The following is a 17,291-nucleotide window of genomic DNA, read 5'->3' on the forward strand; positions in this document are numbered from 1 at the left end:
TTGTTGCTTTCTGCTCCGTTATTGTACCGCGATAGGAAGGTTTGACGTACCGCACTTGTGCGTCCGCCGATGCATACAATGCCGCATAGGCATGATTGAAAGGATGTGGCTCATGTGACGGGGAAGGCAAAGGCAAAAACCAAGACGTTTCAGGTCAGCGGATCGGTACTCTCCCGAGTAGCTGCCAGCATGATCCCTTTCTACAGGAAGATTGCAGGCGATAGAGCCTTTGCATTGCGTTGGTCGAAGGCGGTCAGGAAGGCCGATTTGGATGCGCTGCTGGCCATGTTCAAATCAGTCGTCAAGACGGCTAAGCTGAACAGCTTCTCGGTTAACGGCATCGGGTATTTCGTCGACTTCGCATTTGAGGAACCGGTGCTGCAATATACGAACGGAACGACCATTCCGCCCGGTTCCACGCAGTTCACGTTCTCCACGCCTATACATCAAGCGATCGCAAGAGCCGTTCTTCCGTTCTATCGAGCGCTTGCATCATCGAAGTCGTATGCAGCAGCGCTCGCTGCCGCAATCAATGGGAATCATGCCGCGCGCGTTCGCTCTCTCATTCGCCGGAAGGTGCCGACCGCTGCTTTGAAATGCATCCAGATTCGTTTCTCGGGGCTATTCCTTGACTTCGCCTATGCGAGCAGCAAGTTTACTTACCGTAACTTGTTATTCCGAGAGATTACAGGCTAATGCCAGAACTGTACGTGGAAGAAGAGTAGAAGCAAGATAAAAAGGGGCAGTCACGACGCTTGGTTAAGCGGTGACTGCCCCTTCGATTACGATGAATTTAGTGAATGTCGCGGAAGAGACCAATGACTTTACCAAGGATGCTGACGTTACGAAGGCGGATCGGTTCCATGGTGGAATTCTCAGGCTGCAGACGGATATGATCCTTTTCTTTATAGAAGGTTTTGACCGTCGCTTCGTCGTCTTCGGTCATGGCTACGACAATGTCGCCGTTCGATGCATTCTGCTGCTGGCGGACGATGACATAGTCGCCGTCATGGATGCCTGCTTCGATCATGCTCTCGCCGATAACGCTCAGAATGAACACGTTATGGTCGCCCACTTTATCGGCAGGGAGCGGGAAGTATTCTTCGATGTTCTCCGTCGCGGTAATCGGAACGCCGGCGGTAACTTTACCGACGACTGGCACCTTGGCGATCGCAAGCGGGAAGGGGAGCTCGTTGTTGTCTCCATCCAAAATTTCGATTGCGCGCGGCTTCGTCGGGTCGCGGCGGATCAGGCCCTTCTTCTCCAAGCGGTCCAGATGGCCGTGTACGGTAGAACTGGAAGCCAGGCTGACCGCTTCGCCGATCTCGCGAACGGACGGCGGATAGCCCTTCTCCCGAACTTCCGATTTGATGAATTCGAGTATCGCCTGCTGGCGGTTAGAAAGTTTCGACACCGGAATCACTCCAAAAGATTCATTTGTGTCAAATTATAGCACAGAACCGGAGTTCGTACAAACATAAGTTCGAGAAACATAGGTTCGTATTTTCGTGCGAACAAACGTTCTAAAAAGGGTTGACTGCAAACGGATGTTCGTGTTATTCTGAAATCACAAAATAGAACAAACGTTTGGGGTGCTGATCATGATGCAAACAATATCTTCATACTCAACTGCTTATAAAGGAAATGCTGCTCAAGTTCGGAAGGCTGACCGTACAAGAAAGGATCGTTCCGTTGAGCGGGTACTTGTCAGAATCGCAGCTGCATCGTTGCTCTTCGTGCTCTTGTTTGCGGGATTATCATTATTAACGGGACATGCCGACGGCGAGCGTCCCGCCGGACCAAGCGAGGCCGAACAAGTCATTACGGTTGGCTCTGGCGATACGCTTTGGGAGATCGCAAGCAGCATCCGCCACGAAGGCGACGATATTCGACGCATCGTATTCGATTTGCAGAAGCGCAATAACCTCGATTCCAGCGAGCTGAAAGCCGGACAAACGCTCATCATCCCTTTAAGCAGCTAGAATGCTTTCTTACATTATAGGAACGCGTAATCGATACGCATGAAACAGGAGGCCGAACGGGAACGCGTTCAGCCTTTTTTGTTTTTTCATAGCGCTGCTCCGTCAAGGAGGGAGTCAGGCGCGCTTGCCTTGACAATGGGCAATTAAAAATGTCAAAGTAAAGAATGTGATGTTGACCAGTATGACGAGAGGAGCGTTACTAGACATGGAAAAAATCATTGCTCGCATCAACGAGCTTTCCAGAAAGAATAAAGCCATGGGCTTGACACCGGAAGAGCAGGCGGAACGCGACGAGCTTCGCCGCATCTACTTGGATAATTTCAAACGTAACTTCCGCAATCAACTCGATACGATTAAGTACGTGGAAGACGAAGAGGACGGCGGAGATTCGATCAAGCATTAGGAAGAACGGTCCACCTATCGATGAGGAGGGAAACCAATGCAATATCGGCTATTAGGCCGCAGCGGGCTCGCGGTTTCGGAACTATGCCTGGGCACGATGACCTTCGGCAATACGACAAGCGAATCGGATTCCATCGCGATGATGCATGATTTTCTCGACAGGGGCGGGAACTTCCTGGATACCGCCAACGTATATGTACAAGGCCGCTCGGAAACGATCGTGGGCAAAGCGATCAAGAACAGGCGATCGGATGTCGTGCTTGCCACGAAAGTCCGGTTCATGACCGGCGAGCATCCGAACAGCGGCGGCGTCTCGCGCAAGCATATCATGGATGCGGTCGAAGCGAGCCTGAAGCGGCTGGATACCGATTATATCGACCTCTACCAAGTTCATGTATGGGATCATGCAACGCCGATCGAAGAAACGATGCGCGCACTGGATGATCTGATTACGGCAGGGAAAGTGCGATATATCGGCTGTTCGAATTTCTTTGCATGGCAGCTCATGAAGTCGCTTGCTGTCAGCGACCGCAATCATTATGCCCGCTTTATATCCATTCAGCCGCAATACAGCCTTGTCAGCAGGGAAATGGACCGCGAGATGCTGTCTCTCTGCCTCGAGGAAAATGTCGGCATCATTCCATGGGCTCCGCTTGGCGGAGGCTTCCTAACGGGGCGCTATTCCAATGAAGAACCGACAGCCGGACGGTTAACGGCGAAGCAAGGAGAGAGCTCCTGGGCTCTTCGGGCGACGGAGAAGAATTTCGCGATTCTCGAAGCGGTGCGAGCTGCCGCCGAAAGATTGGACAAGACGCCATCGCAAGTGGCATTAGCTTGGCTGCTGCGTCGTGAGGGCATCACCTCTCCGATCTTCGGCGCAAGCACGCTGGCGCAATACGAAGACAATATGGGTGCCATTGGCTGGACAATGCCGGACGAGGTGTGGCAGACGTTGAACGAAGTCAGCGCATTGCCTAGCGAATACCCGAACCGGTTTATCGCGAAGTTCGCCCGGCCGTTTTAACGGAACCATTGCAAGATGAGAAAGGCTTGAGCATGTTAAGGGGGATCAACCGTGTCGAGATCGTGGCAGCGTAAAGTACAGAAAAATCAAGAGCAAATTAACAAGCAGCGCAAGAAACACGGGCAAAGTCCGCTGATGGCGGCAAAATCCAGCAAAGAGGGTCTCGATACGTATCGGGGCCGCAGTTATCTGATGCCGGCCTTTTTGCTGCTCTTCATCTTGTTCTACGTCATCGTAACCGTCACTTCGAAGGAATTCAAGCCGGACGACACGATGTTCTGGGTGACAATCGGGCTGTATATCTTGCTCGCTGGCGTGTTCACGCTGCGCAGGCCGTATCTGTCCGTGGGCCGCGACTTCGTGCGTTCCCGCCGGATGACAGGGGACCGCGACGTGAACGTTTCCAATATTAAGGGGATTACCTCTCAGAAGGGATACGTCATCATCGAGCAGCACAAAGGCGGCAATTGGGTTTACTCCCGCGTCATGAACCGTTACCCGACCGAGGTCATGGCGGTTCGTCTGAAAGCTTTCGCGGAACAGCACGGAATACCGTTTACCGAAAAACAATAAGAGTGGAGTGCACGAGAGACCATGGCTAAACAAGCAGTTCTGTTCGATTTGGATGATACGCTGTTGTGGGATGACCGCAGCGTGCAGGAAGCGTTCGACGCGACCTGCGAGGCGGGCGCCGCTCAAACCGGCGTAGATGCGAAAGCGTTGGAAGAAGCAGTTCGCCGCGAGGCTCGCGGGCTTTATGAATCGTATGAGACTTTCCCGTTCACCAAGATGATCGGCATCAACCCGTTCGAGGGACTGTGGGCGAATTTCCTTGAGGGGGAGCAGGAAGAATTCCGCAAGCTTCAGCAGCTGGCACCCGGTTACCGCAAGGATGCTTGGACGCGCGGGCTGCTGGCTCTCGGCATCGATAACGAAGCGCTGGGTGCGCAGCTGGCCGAGCAATTCCCGGCTGAACGCCGCAAGCGTCCTTACGTTTACGAAGAAACGTTCGCCGTGCTGGACAAGCTCAAGGGCAGCTTCAAGCTGCTGCTGCTGACCAACGGCTCCCCGGATCTGCAGCGCGAGAAGCTGGCCGGCGTTCCTGACATCGTCCCTTACTTCGACCATATCATCATTTCCGGCGAATTCGGGAAAGGCAAGCCATCCGCGGATATCTTCCGTCATGCCTTGGAGAAGCTCGGCATCGAGCCTGAGCACGGCATCATGGTCGGCGACAAGCTGACAACGGATATCCTCGGAGCCAATACGATCGGCATGACGTCGGTGTGGGTGAACCGGCACGGCATGAAGCGTTCCGATGAAATCATTCCTACGCATGAAATCAAGCATTTGGAAGAGCTGTTACCGCTGTTAGCGTAAGCCTTTATGCTGCTATGCTCCCTTGCTGCGGTTGCAAAATTGTTCTATATGCACAGGGGCTAGCTAATCATTACGGATTCAACAACAAATAAAAGGAGACCTATCTAACGACAGGTCTCCTTTTATTTCTGTTTTTTAAAATAGTGAGCGTTAGCGGGAAGTGACCGGAGGTCGGGATGAAGTCGTAGCAGCGTAAGCGGTCGCCTTTGCATCCGAATTTCAACCTTTAATGGTCTTATACAATCAAAGAAATCCGGAGACAACAGCGAGCGAAGACACATTCCGACCGCAGGTCATGCCCTTATGCGAACGAAGGATCCTCGATATTGTTCGCGACCCAACCATCCTTCTCGATAAACAAGCGAACGGCAATGATTTCGCGATTGTCCATCAACGTGAAGAAATGCGCTTTGTTCTCCGGAACGGAGATCACGTCGCCGGCTTCCAGCTCGACGTCGAAGTAACCCGTCTGCTCGTCGCCCTTGATGATGAAGATGCCGCGTCCCGATACGATGCCGCGGATTTCGTCTTCCGTATGCGTATGGATTTGCTCGAATTTCTTCAGCAGGTCTTCGATATTCGGCGTCGCGTCCGACAGGGTAATGACATCCCAGATTTGATAGCCGCGGCGTGCAGCCAAGTCGCGAATCTCGGAGTCGTACGTCGAGAGGACCGTGGCTTTCTCCTCGTCGTTCAGGACGAATTTGTTCTGTAGCTCGGCCGGGAGCTTAGCGGCATCCCAGTGTTCGTACAATACCTCTTGCTTGTCTAGAAACGCGCGGACGTTCTCTTCGCCGGAAATGCGTTCGTTCGTACTGCGAATACGGATTTCTGCCATGTTTATCCCCTGCTTTCAACTTCATTTCGTAATTCCGATAAGAATAATTATAAAACAATTTGGCTGGTCTGTCGACTGAGCGGCCGATGCGGGCCTGCAAGGTTGAAAATGCCTTTTCACAAGGGGCGAATTCTGATAGAGTATAAGGAAATGATTTTTAGCTGAACCTTGAGCGGGCCTTGATAAAGGTTCGGCTTGCGAGCGGCAGCTTCGGAAGGGAAGTGCATCGATGACGAAACCCACAATACAAGAAACGATGGCGAAACGCATATTGATTTTGGACGGCGCAATGGGAACGATGATCCAGCAGCGCGACTTGGGACCGGACGATTTTGGCGGCGAAGAGCTGGAGGGATGCAACGAAATGCTCGTGCTGACCCGGCCGGACGTCATTCAAGATATACATGAGGCGTATTTGGCCGCGGGCGCGGATATTCTCGAGACCAATACGTTCGGCGCAACGGGCGTCGTGCTGGCCGAATACGATATTCCGGAGAAAGCGCGCGAGATCAACCTCGCGGCAGCCAAGCTGGCGCGCGCCGCGGCGGATAAATTCTCGACGCCGGACAAGCCTAGATTCGTGGCGGGCGCGCTCGGTCCGACGACGAAGACGCTGTCCGTTACGGGCGGGGTGACGTTCGATAAGCTCGTGGAAGATTATTACGAGCAGGCACTGGCGCTGATCGAGGGCGGCGTCGATGCCATGCTGCTCGAGACCTCGCAGGATACGCTGAACGTCAAAGCCGGCACGATCGGCATTCACAAGGCATACGAGGAGACGGGCGTTACGCTGCCGCTCATGATCTCGGGAACGATCGAGCCGATGGGCACGACGCTTGCAGGGCAGAACATCGAATCCTTCTACATCTCCCTGGAGCACATGAATCCGATTTCGATCGGTTTGAACTGCGCCACGGGCCCGGAATTCATGCGCGACCACATTCGTTCGTTGTCGGCAATTGCCCGTACGGCGGTCAGCTGTTATCCGAATGCGGGGTTGCCGGACGAGAACGGCAACTATCATGAATCGCCTGCGTCGCTCGCGAAGAAGATCGCCGATTTCGCCGCGAACGGCTGGTTGAACATCGCCGGCGGCTGCTGCGGTACGACGCCGGAGCATATTCGCGCCATGGCCGAGACGCTTGCGAACTATGAGCCCCGTAAGCAGTACGGCGAGCATCCGCCTGCCGTTTCCGGTATCGAGACCGTCTTCATCGAAGAGGACAACCGGCCGATCATGATCGGCGAACGGACGAATATTTCCGGTTCGCGCAAATTCAAGCGGCTGATCAAGGAAGAGAAGTTCGACGAAGCGTCCGAAATCGCCCGCGCCCAGGTAAAGGGCGGCGCGCATGTCATCGATATCAATCTGCAGGATACGGATATCGACGAAGAGTACGCGGTGCACCGGTTCCTGCCTGAAGTCGTGAAGAAGATCAAAGTACCGCTCATGCTCGATTCGACGTACGACCATATCATCGAGCTGGGGCTTAAATATTCGCAGGGCAAGGCGATTATCAACTCGATTAACCTCGAGGATGGCGAATCGAAGTTCGAGAAGATTTTGCCGCTCATTCATCGTTACGGCGCTGCGGTCGTCTGCATTCTTATCGACGAGCGCGGGCAGGCGGTCTCGAGAGAAGCGAAGATGGAAGTGGCGACGCGTTCGTACGAGCTGCTGACGGAGAAGTACGGCATGCAGCCGGAGGATATTATTTTCGATCCGAATATGTTCCCGGTCGGTTCCGGCGATCCGCAATACATCGGCTCCGCGGTAGAGACGATCGAAGGAATCAAGATGATCAAGGCCAAATATCCGCGGGCGAAGACGATCCTCGGCTTGAGCAATATCTCCTTCGGCTTGCCGGATGCGGGCCGCGAAGTGCTGAACTCGGTGTATCTGTACCACACCACGAAAGCCGGTCTCGACTACGCGATCGTCAACACGGAGAAGCTTGAGCGTTATGCGTCCATCCCGGAAGAAGAGCGCCGCTTGGCCGAAGACCTCATCTATAACACGAACGACGAGACGCTTGCGGCGTTCGTCGCCGCTTTCCGCGAGAAGAAGGTCGAGAAGAAGGAGAAGGTATCCTCGCTGACGCTGGAGGAACGTCTCGGCTCGTACGTCGTGGAAGGCACGAAGGAAGGCTTGTATCCCGACCTCGACGAAGCGATGGGCAAGTATTCGCCGCTCGAAATCATTAACGGGCCGCTGATGCGGGGGATGGAAGAAGTCGGCCGGTTGTTCAACAACAACGAGCTGATCGTCGCTGAGGTGCTGCAGAGCGCCGAAGTCATGAAGGCATCGGTAACGTATCTGGAGCCTCATATGGAGAAGACGGAATCCGCGGTCAAAGGAAAAATCATCCTTGCGACCGTCAAAGGCGACGTGCACGATATCGGCAAAAACTTGGTTGAGATCATTTTGTCCAACAACGGCTACAAAATCATCAATCTGGGGATCAAGGTCCCGCCGGAGCAGTTGATCGAAGCCTACCGCAAAGAGCCGGTCGACGCGATCGGCTTGTCCGGACTGCTGGTCAAATCCGCGGCGCAAATGGTCGTGACGGCACAGGACTTGCGCAATGCCGGCATTGACGCGCCGATCATGGTCGGCGGCGCCGCGCTGACGCGGAAGTTCACGAAGACGCGGATCGGCCCCGAATATGACGGACTGGTTCTGTACGCGAAGGACGCGATGGACGGCTTGGATATTGCCAACAAGCTGATGAATCCCGACATGCGCCTCGCGTACGAGGAAGAAATGGCCGCCTTCAAAGCGAACGGCGGCGTGGAAGAAGAAGAGAAGAAGCCGCTTCCCGAACTGACCCGGGCGGTGAAATCGAACGTATCCGCGGATGCGCCGGTATACATTCCGCCGGACCTCGAGCGCCACGTCCTGCGCAGCGTGCCGATTCCGCATATCGTGCCTTACGTGAACATGCAAATGCTGCTTGGCCATCACCTGGGACTGAAGGGCAACGTCGATGCCCTCCTCAAGGAAGGCAACGAGAAAGCAGTCAGTCTCAAAGCAACCGTAGACGCCCTGCTGGATGACGCGGCCAAAGGTGAATTGCAGGCGCATGGCATGTACCGTTTCTTCCCGGCCCAATCGTCGGGCAACGACATCATCGTCTACGATCCGCAGCAGCCGGGCGTGGAGATCAAACGCTTCACGTTCCCGCGGCAGCAGGTGGAGCCGTATCTGTGCCTCGCGGATTTCTTGAAATCCGTTGACAGCGGTATAATGGATTACGTAGGATTCCTCGTCGTAACGGCAGGAGAAGGCGTCCGCGAGAAAGCGAGCGAGCTCAAGGATAAAGGCGACTATTTGCGCTCCCACGCCCTGCAGTCGGTGGCGCTCGAAGTCGCGGAAGCGATGGCCGAACGCGTCCATCATCTCATGCGCGATACTTGGGGCTTCCCGGATCACCCGGAGATGACGATGAAGCAGCGCCACGGTGCCCGTTACCAAGGCATTCGCGTATCGTTCGGCTATCCGGCTTGCCCGAATCTCGAGGACCAAGGACCGTTATTCGAGCTCATGCATCCGGAAGACATCGGCGTGCAGTTAACCGAGGGCTTCATGATGGAACCGGAGGCATCGGTATCCGCAATGGTGTTCTCGCATCCGGAAGCGCAATATTTCAACGTAGAAAAAGCATAAGCCGAAAGTTGGCGTACCCTCCAGAGCATGGTATGAACCGTGCCCTTTGGAGGGTATTGTTATAAGTATTGCAGATCGAGCTTGCCGTATTGATAATCGTGTCAGACGTATGGAACAGCAGTTTTGGAGTATCGAAAATCCGATATCGCAATTCGCATAGGAATGGAGGAGACGACGTGCATCTTACGTTTCTCGGCACCAGCGCAGGCAGGCCGACCAGAACCCGCAACGTCACATCGATCGCCCTGTCGCTGCCCGAACCGCAATGCGCCTTCTGGTTGTTCGATGCCGGCGAGGGCACGCAGCATCGCATGCTCGGCACCAAGCTCAAGCTGAACAAGCTGGAGCGAATCTTCATCACGCACATGCATGGCGATCATATTAATGGCCTGCCGGGCCTGCTCAGCAGCAGGAGCTATTTTGAAGGCGCGGGTCCGCTGGCGATCTATGGCCCGACCGGCCTGAGCAGTTACTTGAACGGCATCTTCGAGTTGACCGGCGTGCATCTGAATTATGAGCTGAACGTCATCGAAATCAGCGCGGGCGAGGTCGTCGCCGACGACCGGTATATCGTGGAAGCCGCAGAGCTTCAGCACCGCATGCCTTGCTTCGGCTACCGGATTACGGAACGGCCGCAGTTCGGTCAGCTCAACTTGCGCCGGCTGGCGGAGTTGAACGTTCCGCCGGGACCTTGGTACGGCAGGCTGAAGCGAGGCGAGGATGTCGCGCTCCAGGATGGGCGGACGATCAGGGCATCCGATGTCGTCGGCGATATGCAGCCGGGGCGCGTCGTTACGATTCTGGGCGACACCCGTCCTTGCGGGAACGCGGTCCTGCTTGCGAAGCAGGCGGATCTGCTCGTTCACGAAGCGACGTTTGCGGGAGGGCTCGAAGAAAAGGCTGCCTCGTACGGCCATTCGACGTTCGCGCAAGCAGCGGAAACCGCCAGGGACGCGGGAGCGAAGCGGATGATCGTGACTCACTTCAGCTCTCGGTACGACGACGAGCAGGTGGCTGAACTGGCGAACGGCGTGAAAGAAATTTTTGCGGGGATCGAGCCTGCCGTGGAAATGATCGATTTTCACGTGTCTAAACCTTCACGAACGTCAGAAGGTTGAGCATTCCGTTACTGGATAGTTGCAGCGCTATGAACCGACTAGGGTTGCGCCCTCGGATAGGAGTCGAAGCCATTCGGCCCGTTCGGGGGCTTTTTTGCGTGCCGGTTCACCGCTGCCGTGCTTTTTTGACTTCTCGCTAGTCAAGCGAACAGATATTCGCTAAAATGGTGCATATAAGAGGTGAGCCGTTTATGTTGAAAAAGAAAATTTTGCCGGAGCTGATCCAAGAGCTGCGCAGTAACGATAATGTCATCCACTGGCATGAAATAGAACCGCGAGAAGCCAAAGCAAGGCCGATACCCGAAAGCGTGGATGCCCGTATTCGGGATGCGCTCGTCCGGCGCGGCATAACGGAGCTGTATACGCATCAGCATTCTGCCTATGAGGCGGTGGACAAGGGCGAGAATATCGTAGCCGTCACGCCGACCGCTTCGGGCAAAACGATGTGCTATAACCTGCCCGTGCTGCAGGCGATCGCCTCCGACGATTCGAGCCGCGCGCTGTATATTTTCCCGACCAAGGCGCTTGCGCAAGACCAGAAGAGCGAATTGAACGAGATCATCGGCGAGATGGGCATCGATATCAAGAGCTACACCTACGATGGGGATACGTCCCCGACCATTCGGCAGGTCGTACGGAAAGCCGGCCATATCGTCATCACGAATCCCGATATGCTGCATTCGGCGATCCTGCCGCATCACACCAAATGGGTGAGCCTGTTCGAGAACCTGAAATTCGTCGTAATCGACGAGCTGCACACGTACCGCGGGGTTTTCGGCAGCCATGTGGCGAACGTGATCCGCAGACTAAGACGGATTTGCAAGTTTTACGGAAGCGACCCCGTCTTCATCTGCACGTCGGCGACGATCGCGAATCCGAGAGCATTGGCCGAGCAGCTAACGGGCTGCCAGATGCGATTGATCGATGACAACGGAGCGCCGAGCGGACGCAAGCATTTTGTATTCTATAACCCGCCGATCGTCAACAAACCGCTCAATATTCGCAAGAGCGCGACGGTCGAGGTCAACCAGCTGGCCCGCGATTTTCTCCGTAACAAAATCCAGACCATCGTTTTCGCGCGGAGCCGGGTGCGCGTCGAATTGATTCTCAGCCATATTCAGGAGCTCGTCCGCAACGAGTTGGGCGCCAAATCGATTCGAGGCTACCGCGGCGGTTATCTGCCGAAGCAGCGGCGGGAGATCGAGCGGGGCCTCAGGGACGGCGAAATCATCGGGGTTGTCAGCACGAACGCTTTGGAGCTCGGCATGGATATCGGGCAGCTGCAGGTATGCATCATGACGGGCTATCCCGGCAGCATCGCGAGCACGTGGCAGCAGGCGGGCAGGGCTGGCAGGAGGCACGGCGAAGCCCTGATCGTCATGGTAGCGAGCTCTACGCCTATCGACCAGTACATCGTCCAGAATCCGGACTATTTCTTCGAACGCACGCCCGAATACGCCCGCATCAATCCGGAAAATCTGCTAATTCTCGTGGATCATCTCAAGTGCGCGGCTTACGAGCTGCCGTTCAAGGAAACGGAGTCCTTCGGCCCGCTCGACGTAGCGGATATCATGGAATATCTGGTTGAAGAACGGGTGCTGAACAAGAACAAGGATACGTTCTACTGGGCGAATCTCGCATTCCCGGCAAGCAATATCAGCCTGAGATCCGCTTCCCAGGAGAACGTCGTCATCATCGATCAATCCGTGACCGGCGACGTCAAGATCATCGGAGAGATGGACCGCTTCAGCGCCATGACGCTGCTGCACGACGAGGCGATCTATCTGCATCAAGGCGTGCAGTTCCAGGTGGAGAAACTGGACTGGGACCATAAGAAAGCCTACGTGCGCGAGGTGGACGTCGAATATTACACGGACGCCAACTTGGCGGTGCACACCAAGGTGCTGGAAATCGACCGGACCAGCGAACGCACGGCGGGCACCATTCATTACGGCGACGTCAGCGTGACGGCGATTCCTACGATTTTCAAGAAAATCCGGCTTTCCAGCGGCGAAAATATCGGCAGCGGGCCCATTCACCTGCCGGAACAGGAGCTGCATACGAGCGGAACGTGGCTGGAGATCCGCGATGTCGATTCCCGGCTCGGGACGAAGACGCTGGAGCAGTTGCTGCTCGGCATCGCAAGCGTATTGAGCCATATCGTTCCGGTGCTGGTCATGTGCGATCGCAGCGACGTGCATGTCGTGGCGCAGATCAAAGCCGATCATACCGGCCTGCCCACGATCTTCATCTATGATCATTATCCCGGCGGCATCGGGCTTGCCGACGACGTGTATAAACGGTTCGACGAGGTAAAAACAGCCGCGGGCGATTTGATTCGGAGATGTCCGTGCGAAGACGGCTGTCCGTCCTGCATCGGCTCGGACATCGAGGGCATGGACGCGAAGAAGAAAAGTTTGCTGTTGTTGGAGGGGTTGTAATATGCGGGATTGTTTATCCATGCTCATTTCACTTCCCGGTCTGGCTCCATGGAGACAGACGCAGACGGCAGCGAAATCGGAGGTAATCGTATGAGCGGCCTAAGAGACCGGCTGCTTCGGCTTCGCAGCACGCAGGCCGCGCAGGCGGAACGGCTCGCGGGCATGCCGGAAAGTCCTGCGGCGTCTTCCATGGAAAATCCGGTGCCGTCATCCATAAACAGTCCGATGCCGTCATCAATGGACAACCCGATCGATACTTCAGCCGTGGTGCCCGGCCCCGATATTGCCGATGGCGTTGCCGTGCATGCTTCGATCGCATTCAACAATGGCGTGCTGCGGACGTCCGCTGGTGACGATAATCGTGCTGCGCACGCAGATCCTAAGCACGTAGATGAAGAGAGCGAACCCCACAAGCAATCGCTCGAGCCGGCGTGGGAAGAGCTTGGCGTTCAGTTGATCGAGTCTGCGGATGGCGATTTCCTCGTTCGGGAGAGCCGCTACCCATTGGCCCATTGGCACGGATCGCATCGGCTCGCCGAGCTGGTGGAGACGCAGCCGGCTTTGGCGGCCTTTAACCGCGCGGACAGCGATGATCATGGCGTTATGAATCTGTTGTTTCTTGACTTAGAAACGACGGGACTCGGCGTCGGCGCCGGCAATGTACCGTTCATGGTCGGGCTGGCCTACATGCTGGACGACATGTTTATCGTCAAGCAAATGCTGATCCGTCATCCCGCCGAGGAACGCGCCATGATCGGCTATTTGCGCGCGCTGCTGCCGAGCTTCACGCATCTCGTCACGTACAACGGCCGCACGTTCGACTGGCCGGTCTTGTATAATCGGTTTATTCTGCACGGGCATCGGTCGTTCGAATGGAATCCGGTTCATATCGACCTGCTGCATCCGTCCCGTTCCGTCTGGCGCAACACCCTCGTTTCCTGCAGGCTCAGCCACGTGGAAGAGGAGCGGCTAGGCATCAAGCGCGAAGACGATGTGCCCGGATCGCTGGCGCCGGCGATTTATTTCCAATATCTCGCCGACGCTAATCCGGAACCGCTGCTTGGCGTCTTCGAGCATAACGAGACGGATATGCTCTCGCTGGCAGCGCTGGCGATTCGTTTCGGCCATTTTCTTGGCGGCGGGATGGGAACTCGTATTCCTCTGCCGGATGAAGCCGAGGAGCTGCTCCGCACGGGGTTGTGGCTGGAGCGGATGGGGAAGGCGGAGCTTGCGGAATCGCTGTATGCCCGCTTTGCCGTGCACGAGCGTCCGTCCGCCAAGTGCCTGTGCCTGTTGGCCGAACGCGACAAGAAATGTGGAAATTGGCATCGGGCTGTGTTATTGTGGCAGAAGGCCGTGCATCTATCGGCCGATTTGACTTGGCCGGACTACGAGGCTCATATCGAGCTGGCCATGTATTACGAGCATCGAACCAAGGAACTTGAGCAGGCGCTGCTCTTGGCGGAGCAGGCGCTTGAGATGGCGGCGCGGCGGCAAGCCGGCCACCGCGTGCAGAGCAAGCGAAGAACCGAGCTGGACTTAATTCGCAAGCGGATCGAACGCTTGCGCTTGAAACGATCGAAGGGGTGAGCAGCATGGGGAACGGGGTCAATCACCTCCGGGGATTGTTGATCGATTTGGATGGGACCTTGTATCACGGAAGCAAGATGATTCCCGGCGCGGACGCGTTGATACACATGCTGCGCAAGGAAGAGATCCGCTATTTGTACGTAACGAATAATTCGTCCGCAACGCCGGAAGCCGTAGCGGATCGGCTGAACGGCATGGGGATTCCGGCGATGCCGGATGACGTATGCACGTCCGCGCAGGCGGCCGCCGCCTATATTGCCGAACGCAGCCCTGGCGCGCGCGTTCATGCGGTCGGCGAAGCCGGGCTTCTTGCCGCGCTTCGGGAAGCGGGCTTGCAGCTGGACGACGAAGCGCCCGAACTGGTCGTGCAGGGCATTGACCGTTCGCTGACCTACGATAAGATCACCGCCGCCGTCCGGCATATCCGGGGCGGCGCGCAGTACATATTGACGAATCCCGATCTGCTGCTGCCGTCGGAGAACGGCTTGATTCCCGGCGCGGGCTCGATTTCCGCTGTCATTCGGGCCGCTTCCGGCGCGGAGCCGGTCGTGATCGGCAAGCCATCCGCGATACAGATGCATTTTGCATTGAAGCGTCTCGGGCTCGAACCGAATGAAACCTGGGTGATTGGGGATAACCCGGCGACCGATATTGCAGCGGGAAATGCTGTAGGTTGTCAATCGGTACTGGTATTAACAGGGGTAGCAACAGGCGACAATTATAAAGAGCTGCTTGCATCGGCAGGATGCGGGGCCGACGAGGTCATCGCGGACCTGCATCGATTGCGGGAATGGCTAGGCAGCCAGCTGACCGATCAAAGGCAGCGCTGATAGGAAGGAAGTTGTTGGTATGCCGGAATATCCGGAAATGGAACATTATCGCAGACTGCTGGCGGGGCGCATCGCCGGCCAGCCCATTACGAAGGTGCTCGTGACGAGACCGAAGTCGATTAACGTTCCCGTCGAAACATTCGAGCAGGAGTTGGTCGGCCGCACCGTGTGGTTCGTGGAGCGGCGCGGCAAAATGATCCTCTTTCACCTCGATAACGGAAAAAGACTGCTGCTGCATCTGATGCTCGGCGGACTGATCCGGTACGAATCGCATACGCTGCTGACGGAGGAGGGGCTTCCGCCCGAGCGGCCGGAGCGCACCGTTCAGGTGACGATCGGGTTCCCGGCCGGCGACTTGTGCTTTATCGGGCTGCGGCTGGGTTATCTTCATCTGCTCACCGTGAAAGAAGCGAACGCTCGGCTCGCAGAACTCGGGCCGGATCCGTTCGATCCAAGGCTGACGCCGGAGGCTTTCAAGGATCGCTTCAAGAGCAAACGAGGTTCGTTCAAAACCGCGTTCGTCGACCAGCATGTCATCGCCGGCATCGGCAATTGCTACGCGGACGAAATCGCGTTCGAAGCCGGTATCCGGCCGGATGCCCGCATCAACGCGATCGAACCGGACTCTTGGGAACGCATATATCGGGCCATGCATGCCGTGCTTAACGATGCCGTCGCGCATGGCGGCTATATGGAGCTTCCGTTGACCGCCGACGATACGGTGACCGGCGGCTACAACGACCATTGCCGCGTGTACGATCGCGGCGGGGAAGCTTGTCCGCGCTGCGGCGCCGAGATCGTTCAAACCGAGCTGAACTCGCGAAAGCTCTTTTATTGCCCATCCTGCCAGAAGGACCGGTAACCGGGCATGCGGGCCGGACTTCATGTTTCCACGCGGGGGGGCTACCGTGAAGCGGCGAGAAGGGCGGCCGCTTGCGGGGCGCAGGCCTATCAGTATTTTCCTAAGAATCCGCGCAGCCTGTCGGTGAAGCCGTTCGATCGCGCCGAGGCGGAACGATGCGCCGAATTCTGTTCCGAGCACGGCCTCGCGTCGATCGCGCATTCTCCCTACCCGACGAATATCGCATCGGAGGATGCGGACCATCGCGCGCGAACCGTATTGTCCTTGTTGAACGACCTGGAGATCGCCGAAGCATGCGGCTCGCTCGGCGTCGTCGTTCATTTCGGCGTCTACAAAGGGCCCGATCCGCTGGAAGGGTATCGGAACGCGGTCGTCACGCTGAGCGCGATTACGCAGCAGTGGAGCGGCAGGGCGAAGCTGCTCATCGAGAACCAAGCGGGCGATCATACGTTCATGGGCACGACGATGGAAGAGCTGGCGCAAATCCGCGGATTGTGCGCCGGTGCCGACAAAATCGGCTTTTGTCTGGACACCTGCCATCTGTTCGCGAGCGGCGTCTGGGATGGAAGTCCCGATGCTCCTTGGATGGACAAAGCCGCGGAGCTCGGTGTCATCGATCATCTCGCGGCCGTTCACTTGAACGACTCCGTCTTCCCTAGCGGAGAGAAGCGGGACAGGCATGCGATCCTTGGGGAAGGCTTCATCGGCAAGCCGGGATTAGCATGGCTGCTTCGGCATCCGCTGCTGGCGGCTGTGCCGTTTATATTGGAAACGCCTTCGGGGAACGACGGCTCGCATAAGGGACAATTGGATCTTATTCGGCAATTGGGAGGCTAATCGCGAGATGATCAACGTCTATTTGGATGATTACAGGCCATGCCCGCAAGGCTTCGTGCTCGCCGTTTCGGCAGCGGAGTGCAACCTGCTGCTCGATCATGAAGAGGTGGACGTGCTTTCATTGGATTTCGAGCTCGGCTGGGGGCAGCCGAACGGCTTGGCGGTGGTGCAGCATATCGTGGACAGCGGACGCTATCCGCGCGAATGCTATTTTCACACCTCAAGCGCGGCCGGACGCATAAGCATGATTCATTTGCTGCAGCAGCATGCGCCGCCGGAAGTCATCATCCATCATGGGCCAATGAAACAGAAATGACCTT

The 17,291-nt window shown here is 56.4% G+C and carries 16 protein-coding genes; 14 read left to right on the forward strand and 2 right to left on the reverse strand.

The features are described 5' to 3' along the window. Positions 1-234: 234 nt before the first annotated feature. Positions 235-696 carry a hypothetical protein gene (locus GT003_RS03550; protein WP_161694498.1) on the forward strand — a complete coding sequence of 154 codons (462 nt, stop codon included), beginning with the start codon at positions 235-237 and terminating at the stop codon, positions 694-696. Positions 697-793: 97 nt separating this feature from the next. Here the strand turns inward: GT003_RS03550 and lexA are convergent, their stop codons facing one another. Further along, positions 794-1,414, reverse strand: coding sequence for a transcriptional repressor LexA (gene lexA / locus GT003_RS03555; protein WP_161694504.1), 621 nt, complete (start codon positions 1,412-1,414; stop codon positions 794-796). A 187-nt stretch (positions 1,415-1,601) separates the two neighbouring features. On the opposite strand from lexA, the gene GT003_RS03560 reads away from it, so the two are divergent. The 5 genes from GT003_RS03560 (at position 1,602) to GT003_RS03580 (ending at position 4,788) form a co-directional block, all read left to right on the forward strand. After that, positions 1,602-1,982 (forward strand): LysM peptidoglycan-binding domain-containing protein, encoded by a 381-nt coding sequence (locus tag GT003_RS03560; RefSeq protein WP_161694506.1) that lies wholly within the window; start codon positions 1,602-1,604, stop codon positions 1,980-1,982. A 205-nt stretch (positions 1,983-2,187) separates the two neighbouring features. Further along, positions 2,188-2,385, forward strand: a complete 198-nt coding sequence (locus GT003_RS03565; protein WP_161694508.1) for a DUF896 domain-containing protein — start codon at positions 2,188-2,190, stop codon at positions 2,383-2,385. Positions 2,386-2,421: 36 nt separating this feature from the next. Then, complete coding sequence (locus GT003_RS03570) at positions 2,422-3,408, forward strand: aldo/keto reductase (protein WP_161694510.1); 987 nt, start codon at positions 2,422-2,424, stop codon at positions 3,406-3,408. A 51-nt stretch (positions 3,409-3,459) separates the two neighbouring features. Continuing rightward, positions 3,460-3,981: a hypothetical protein gene (locus GT003_RS03575; protein ID WP_161694512.1), complete on the forward strand. Its 522-nt coding sequence runs from the start codon at positions 3,460-3,462 to the stop codon at positions 3,979-3,981. Positions 3,982-4,002: 21 nt separating this feature from the next. Beyond that, positions 4,003-4,788 (forward strand): HAD family hydrolase, encoded by a 786-nt coding sequence (locus GT003_RS03580; RefSeq protein WP_161694515.1) that lies wholly within the window; start codon positions 4,003-4,005, stop codon positions 4,786-4,788. Between the two features lie 301 nt (positions 4,789-5,089). Here GT003_RS03580 and GT003_RS03585 read toward each other — a convergent pair whose 3' ends face one another. After that, positions 5,090-5,626: a 1,2-dihydroxy-3-keto-5-methylthiopentene dioxygenase gene (locus tag GT003_RS03585; protein ID WP_161694517.1), complete on the reverse strand. Its 537-nt coding sequence runs from the start codon at positions 5,624-5,626 to the stop codon at positions 5,090-5,092. Positions 5,627-5,855: 229 nt separating this feature from the next. Between GT003_RS03585 and metH the strand changes: the two genes are divergently transcribed. The 8 genes from metH (at position 5,856) to GT003_RS03625 (ending at position 17,287) form a co-directional block, all read left to right on the forward strand. Then, positions 5,856-9,293: a methionine synthase gene (metH, locus tag GT003_RS03590; protein WP_161694520.1), complete on the forward strand. Its 3,438-nt coding sequence runs from the start codon at positions 5,856-5,858 to the stop codon at positions 9,291-9,293. 176 nt (positions 9,294-9,469) lie between these two features. Then, complete coding sequence (rnz, locus tag GT003_RS03595; RefSeq protein ID WP_161694523.1) at positions 9,470-10,411, forward strand: ribonuclease Z; 942 nt, start codon at positions 9,470-9,472, stop codon at positions 10,409-10,411. Positions 10,412-10,605: 194 nt separating this feature from the next. Continuing rightward, on the forward strand, positions 10,606-12,852 hold the full coding sequence (locus tag GT003_RS03600) for a DEAD/DEAH box helicase (protein ID WP_161695280.1): 2,247 nt from the start codon (positions 10,606-10,608) through the stop codon (positions 12,850-12,852). Positions 12,853-12,942: 90 nt separating this feature from the next. Next, a complete protein-coding gene (locus GT003_RS03605; RefSeq protein WP_239565615.1) occupies positions 12,943-14,442 on the forward strand; it encodes a ribonuclease H-like domain-containing protein in 1,500 nt (499 codons plus the stop codon). A 5-nt stretch (positions 14,443-14,447) separates the two neighbouring features. Continuing rightward, entirely contained in the window at positions 14,448-15,272 is an 825-nt protein-coding gene (locus GT003_RS03610) for a TIGR01457 family HAD-type hydrolase (RefSeq protein ID WP_161694525.1), read from the forward strand. 19 nt (positions 15,273-15,291) lie between these two features. Then, positions 15,292-16,134, forward strand: coding sequence for an Fpg/Nei family DNA glycosylase (locus tag GT003_RS03615; protein WP_161694527.1), 843 nt, complete (start codon positions 15,292-15,294; stop codon positions 16,132-16,134). A 6-nt stretch (positions 16,135-16,140) separates the two neighbouring features. Further along, on the forward strand, positions 16,141-16,971 hold the full coding sequence (locus GT003_RS03620; RefSeq protein WP_161694530.1) for a deoxyribonuclease IV: 831 nt from the start codon (positions 16,141-16,143) through the stop codon (positions 16,969-16,971). Positions 16,972-16,978: 7 nt separating this feature from the next. Next, on the forward strand, positions 16,979-17,287 hold the full coding sequence (locus GT003_RS03625; RefSeq protein WP_161694533.1) for a cyclic-phosphate processing receiver domain-containing protein: 309 nt from the start codon (positions 16,979-16,981) through the stop codon (positions 17,285-17,287). The last annotated feature ends 4 nt before the right edge of the window (positions 17,288-17,291 follow it).

This window comes from Paenibacillus sacheonensis (assembly GCF_009909195.1).
GTDB classification, from domain to species: Bacteria; Bacillota; Bacilli; order Paenibacillales; family Paenibacillaceae; genus Paenibacillus_Z; species Paenibacillus_Z sacheonensis.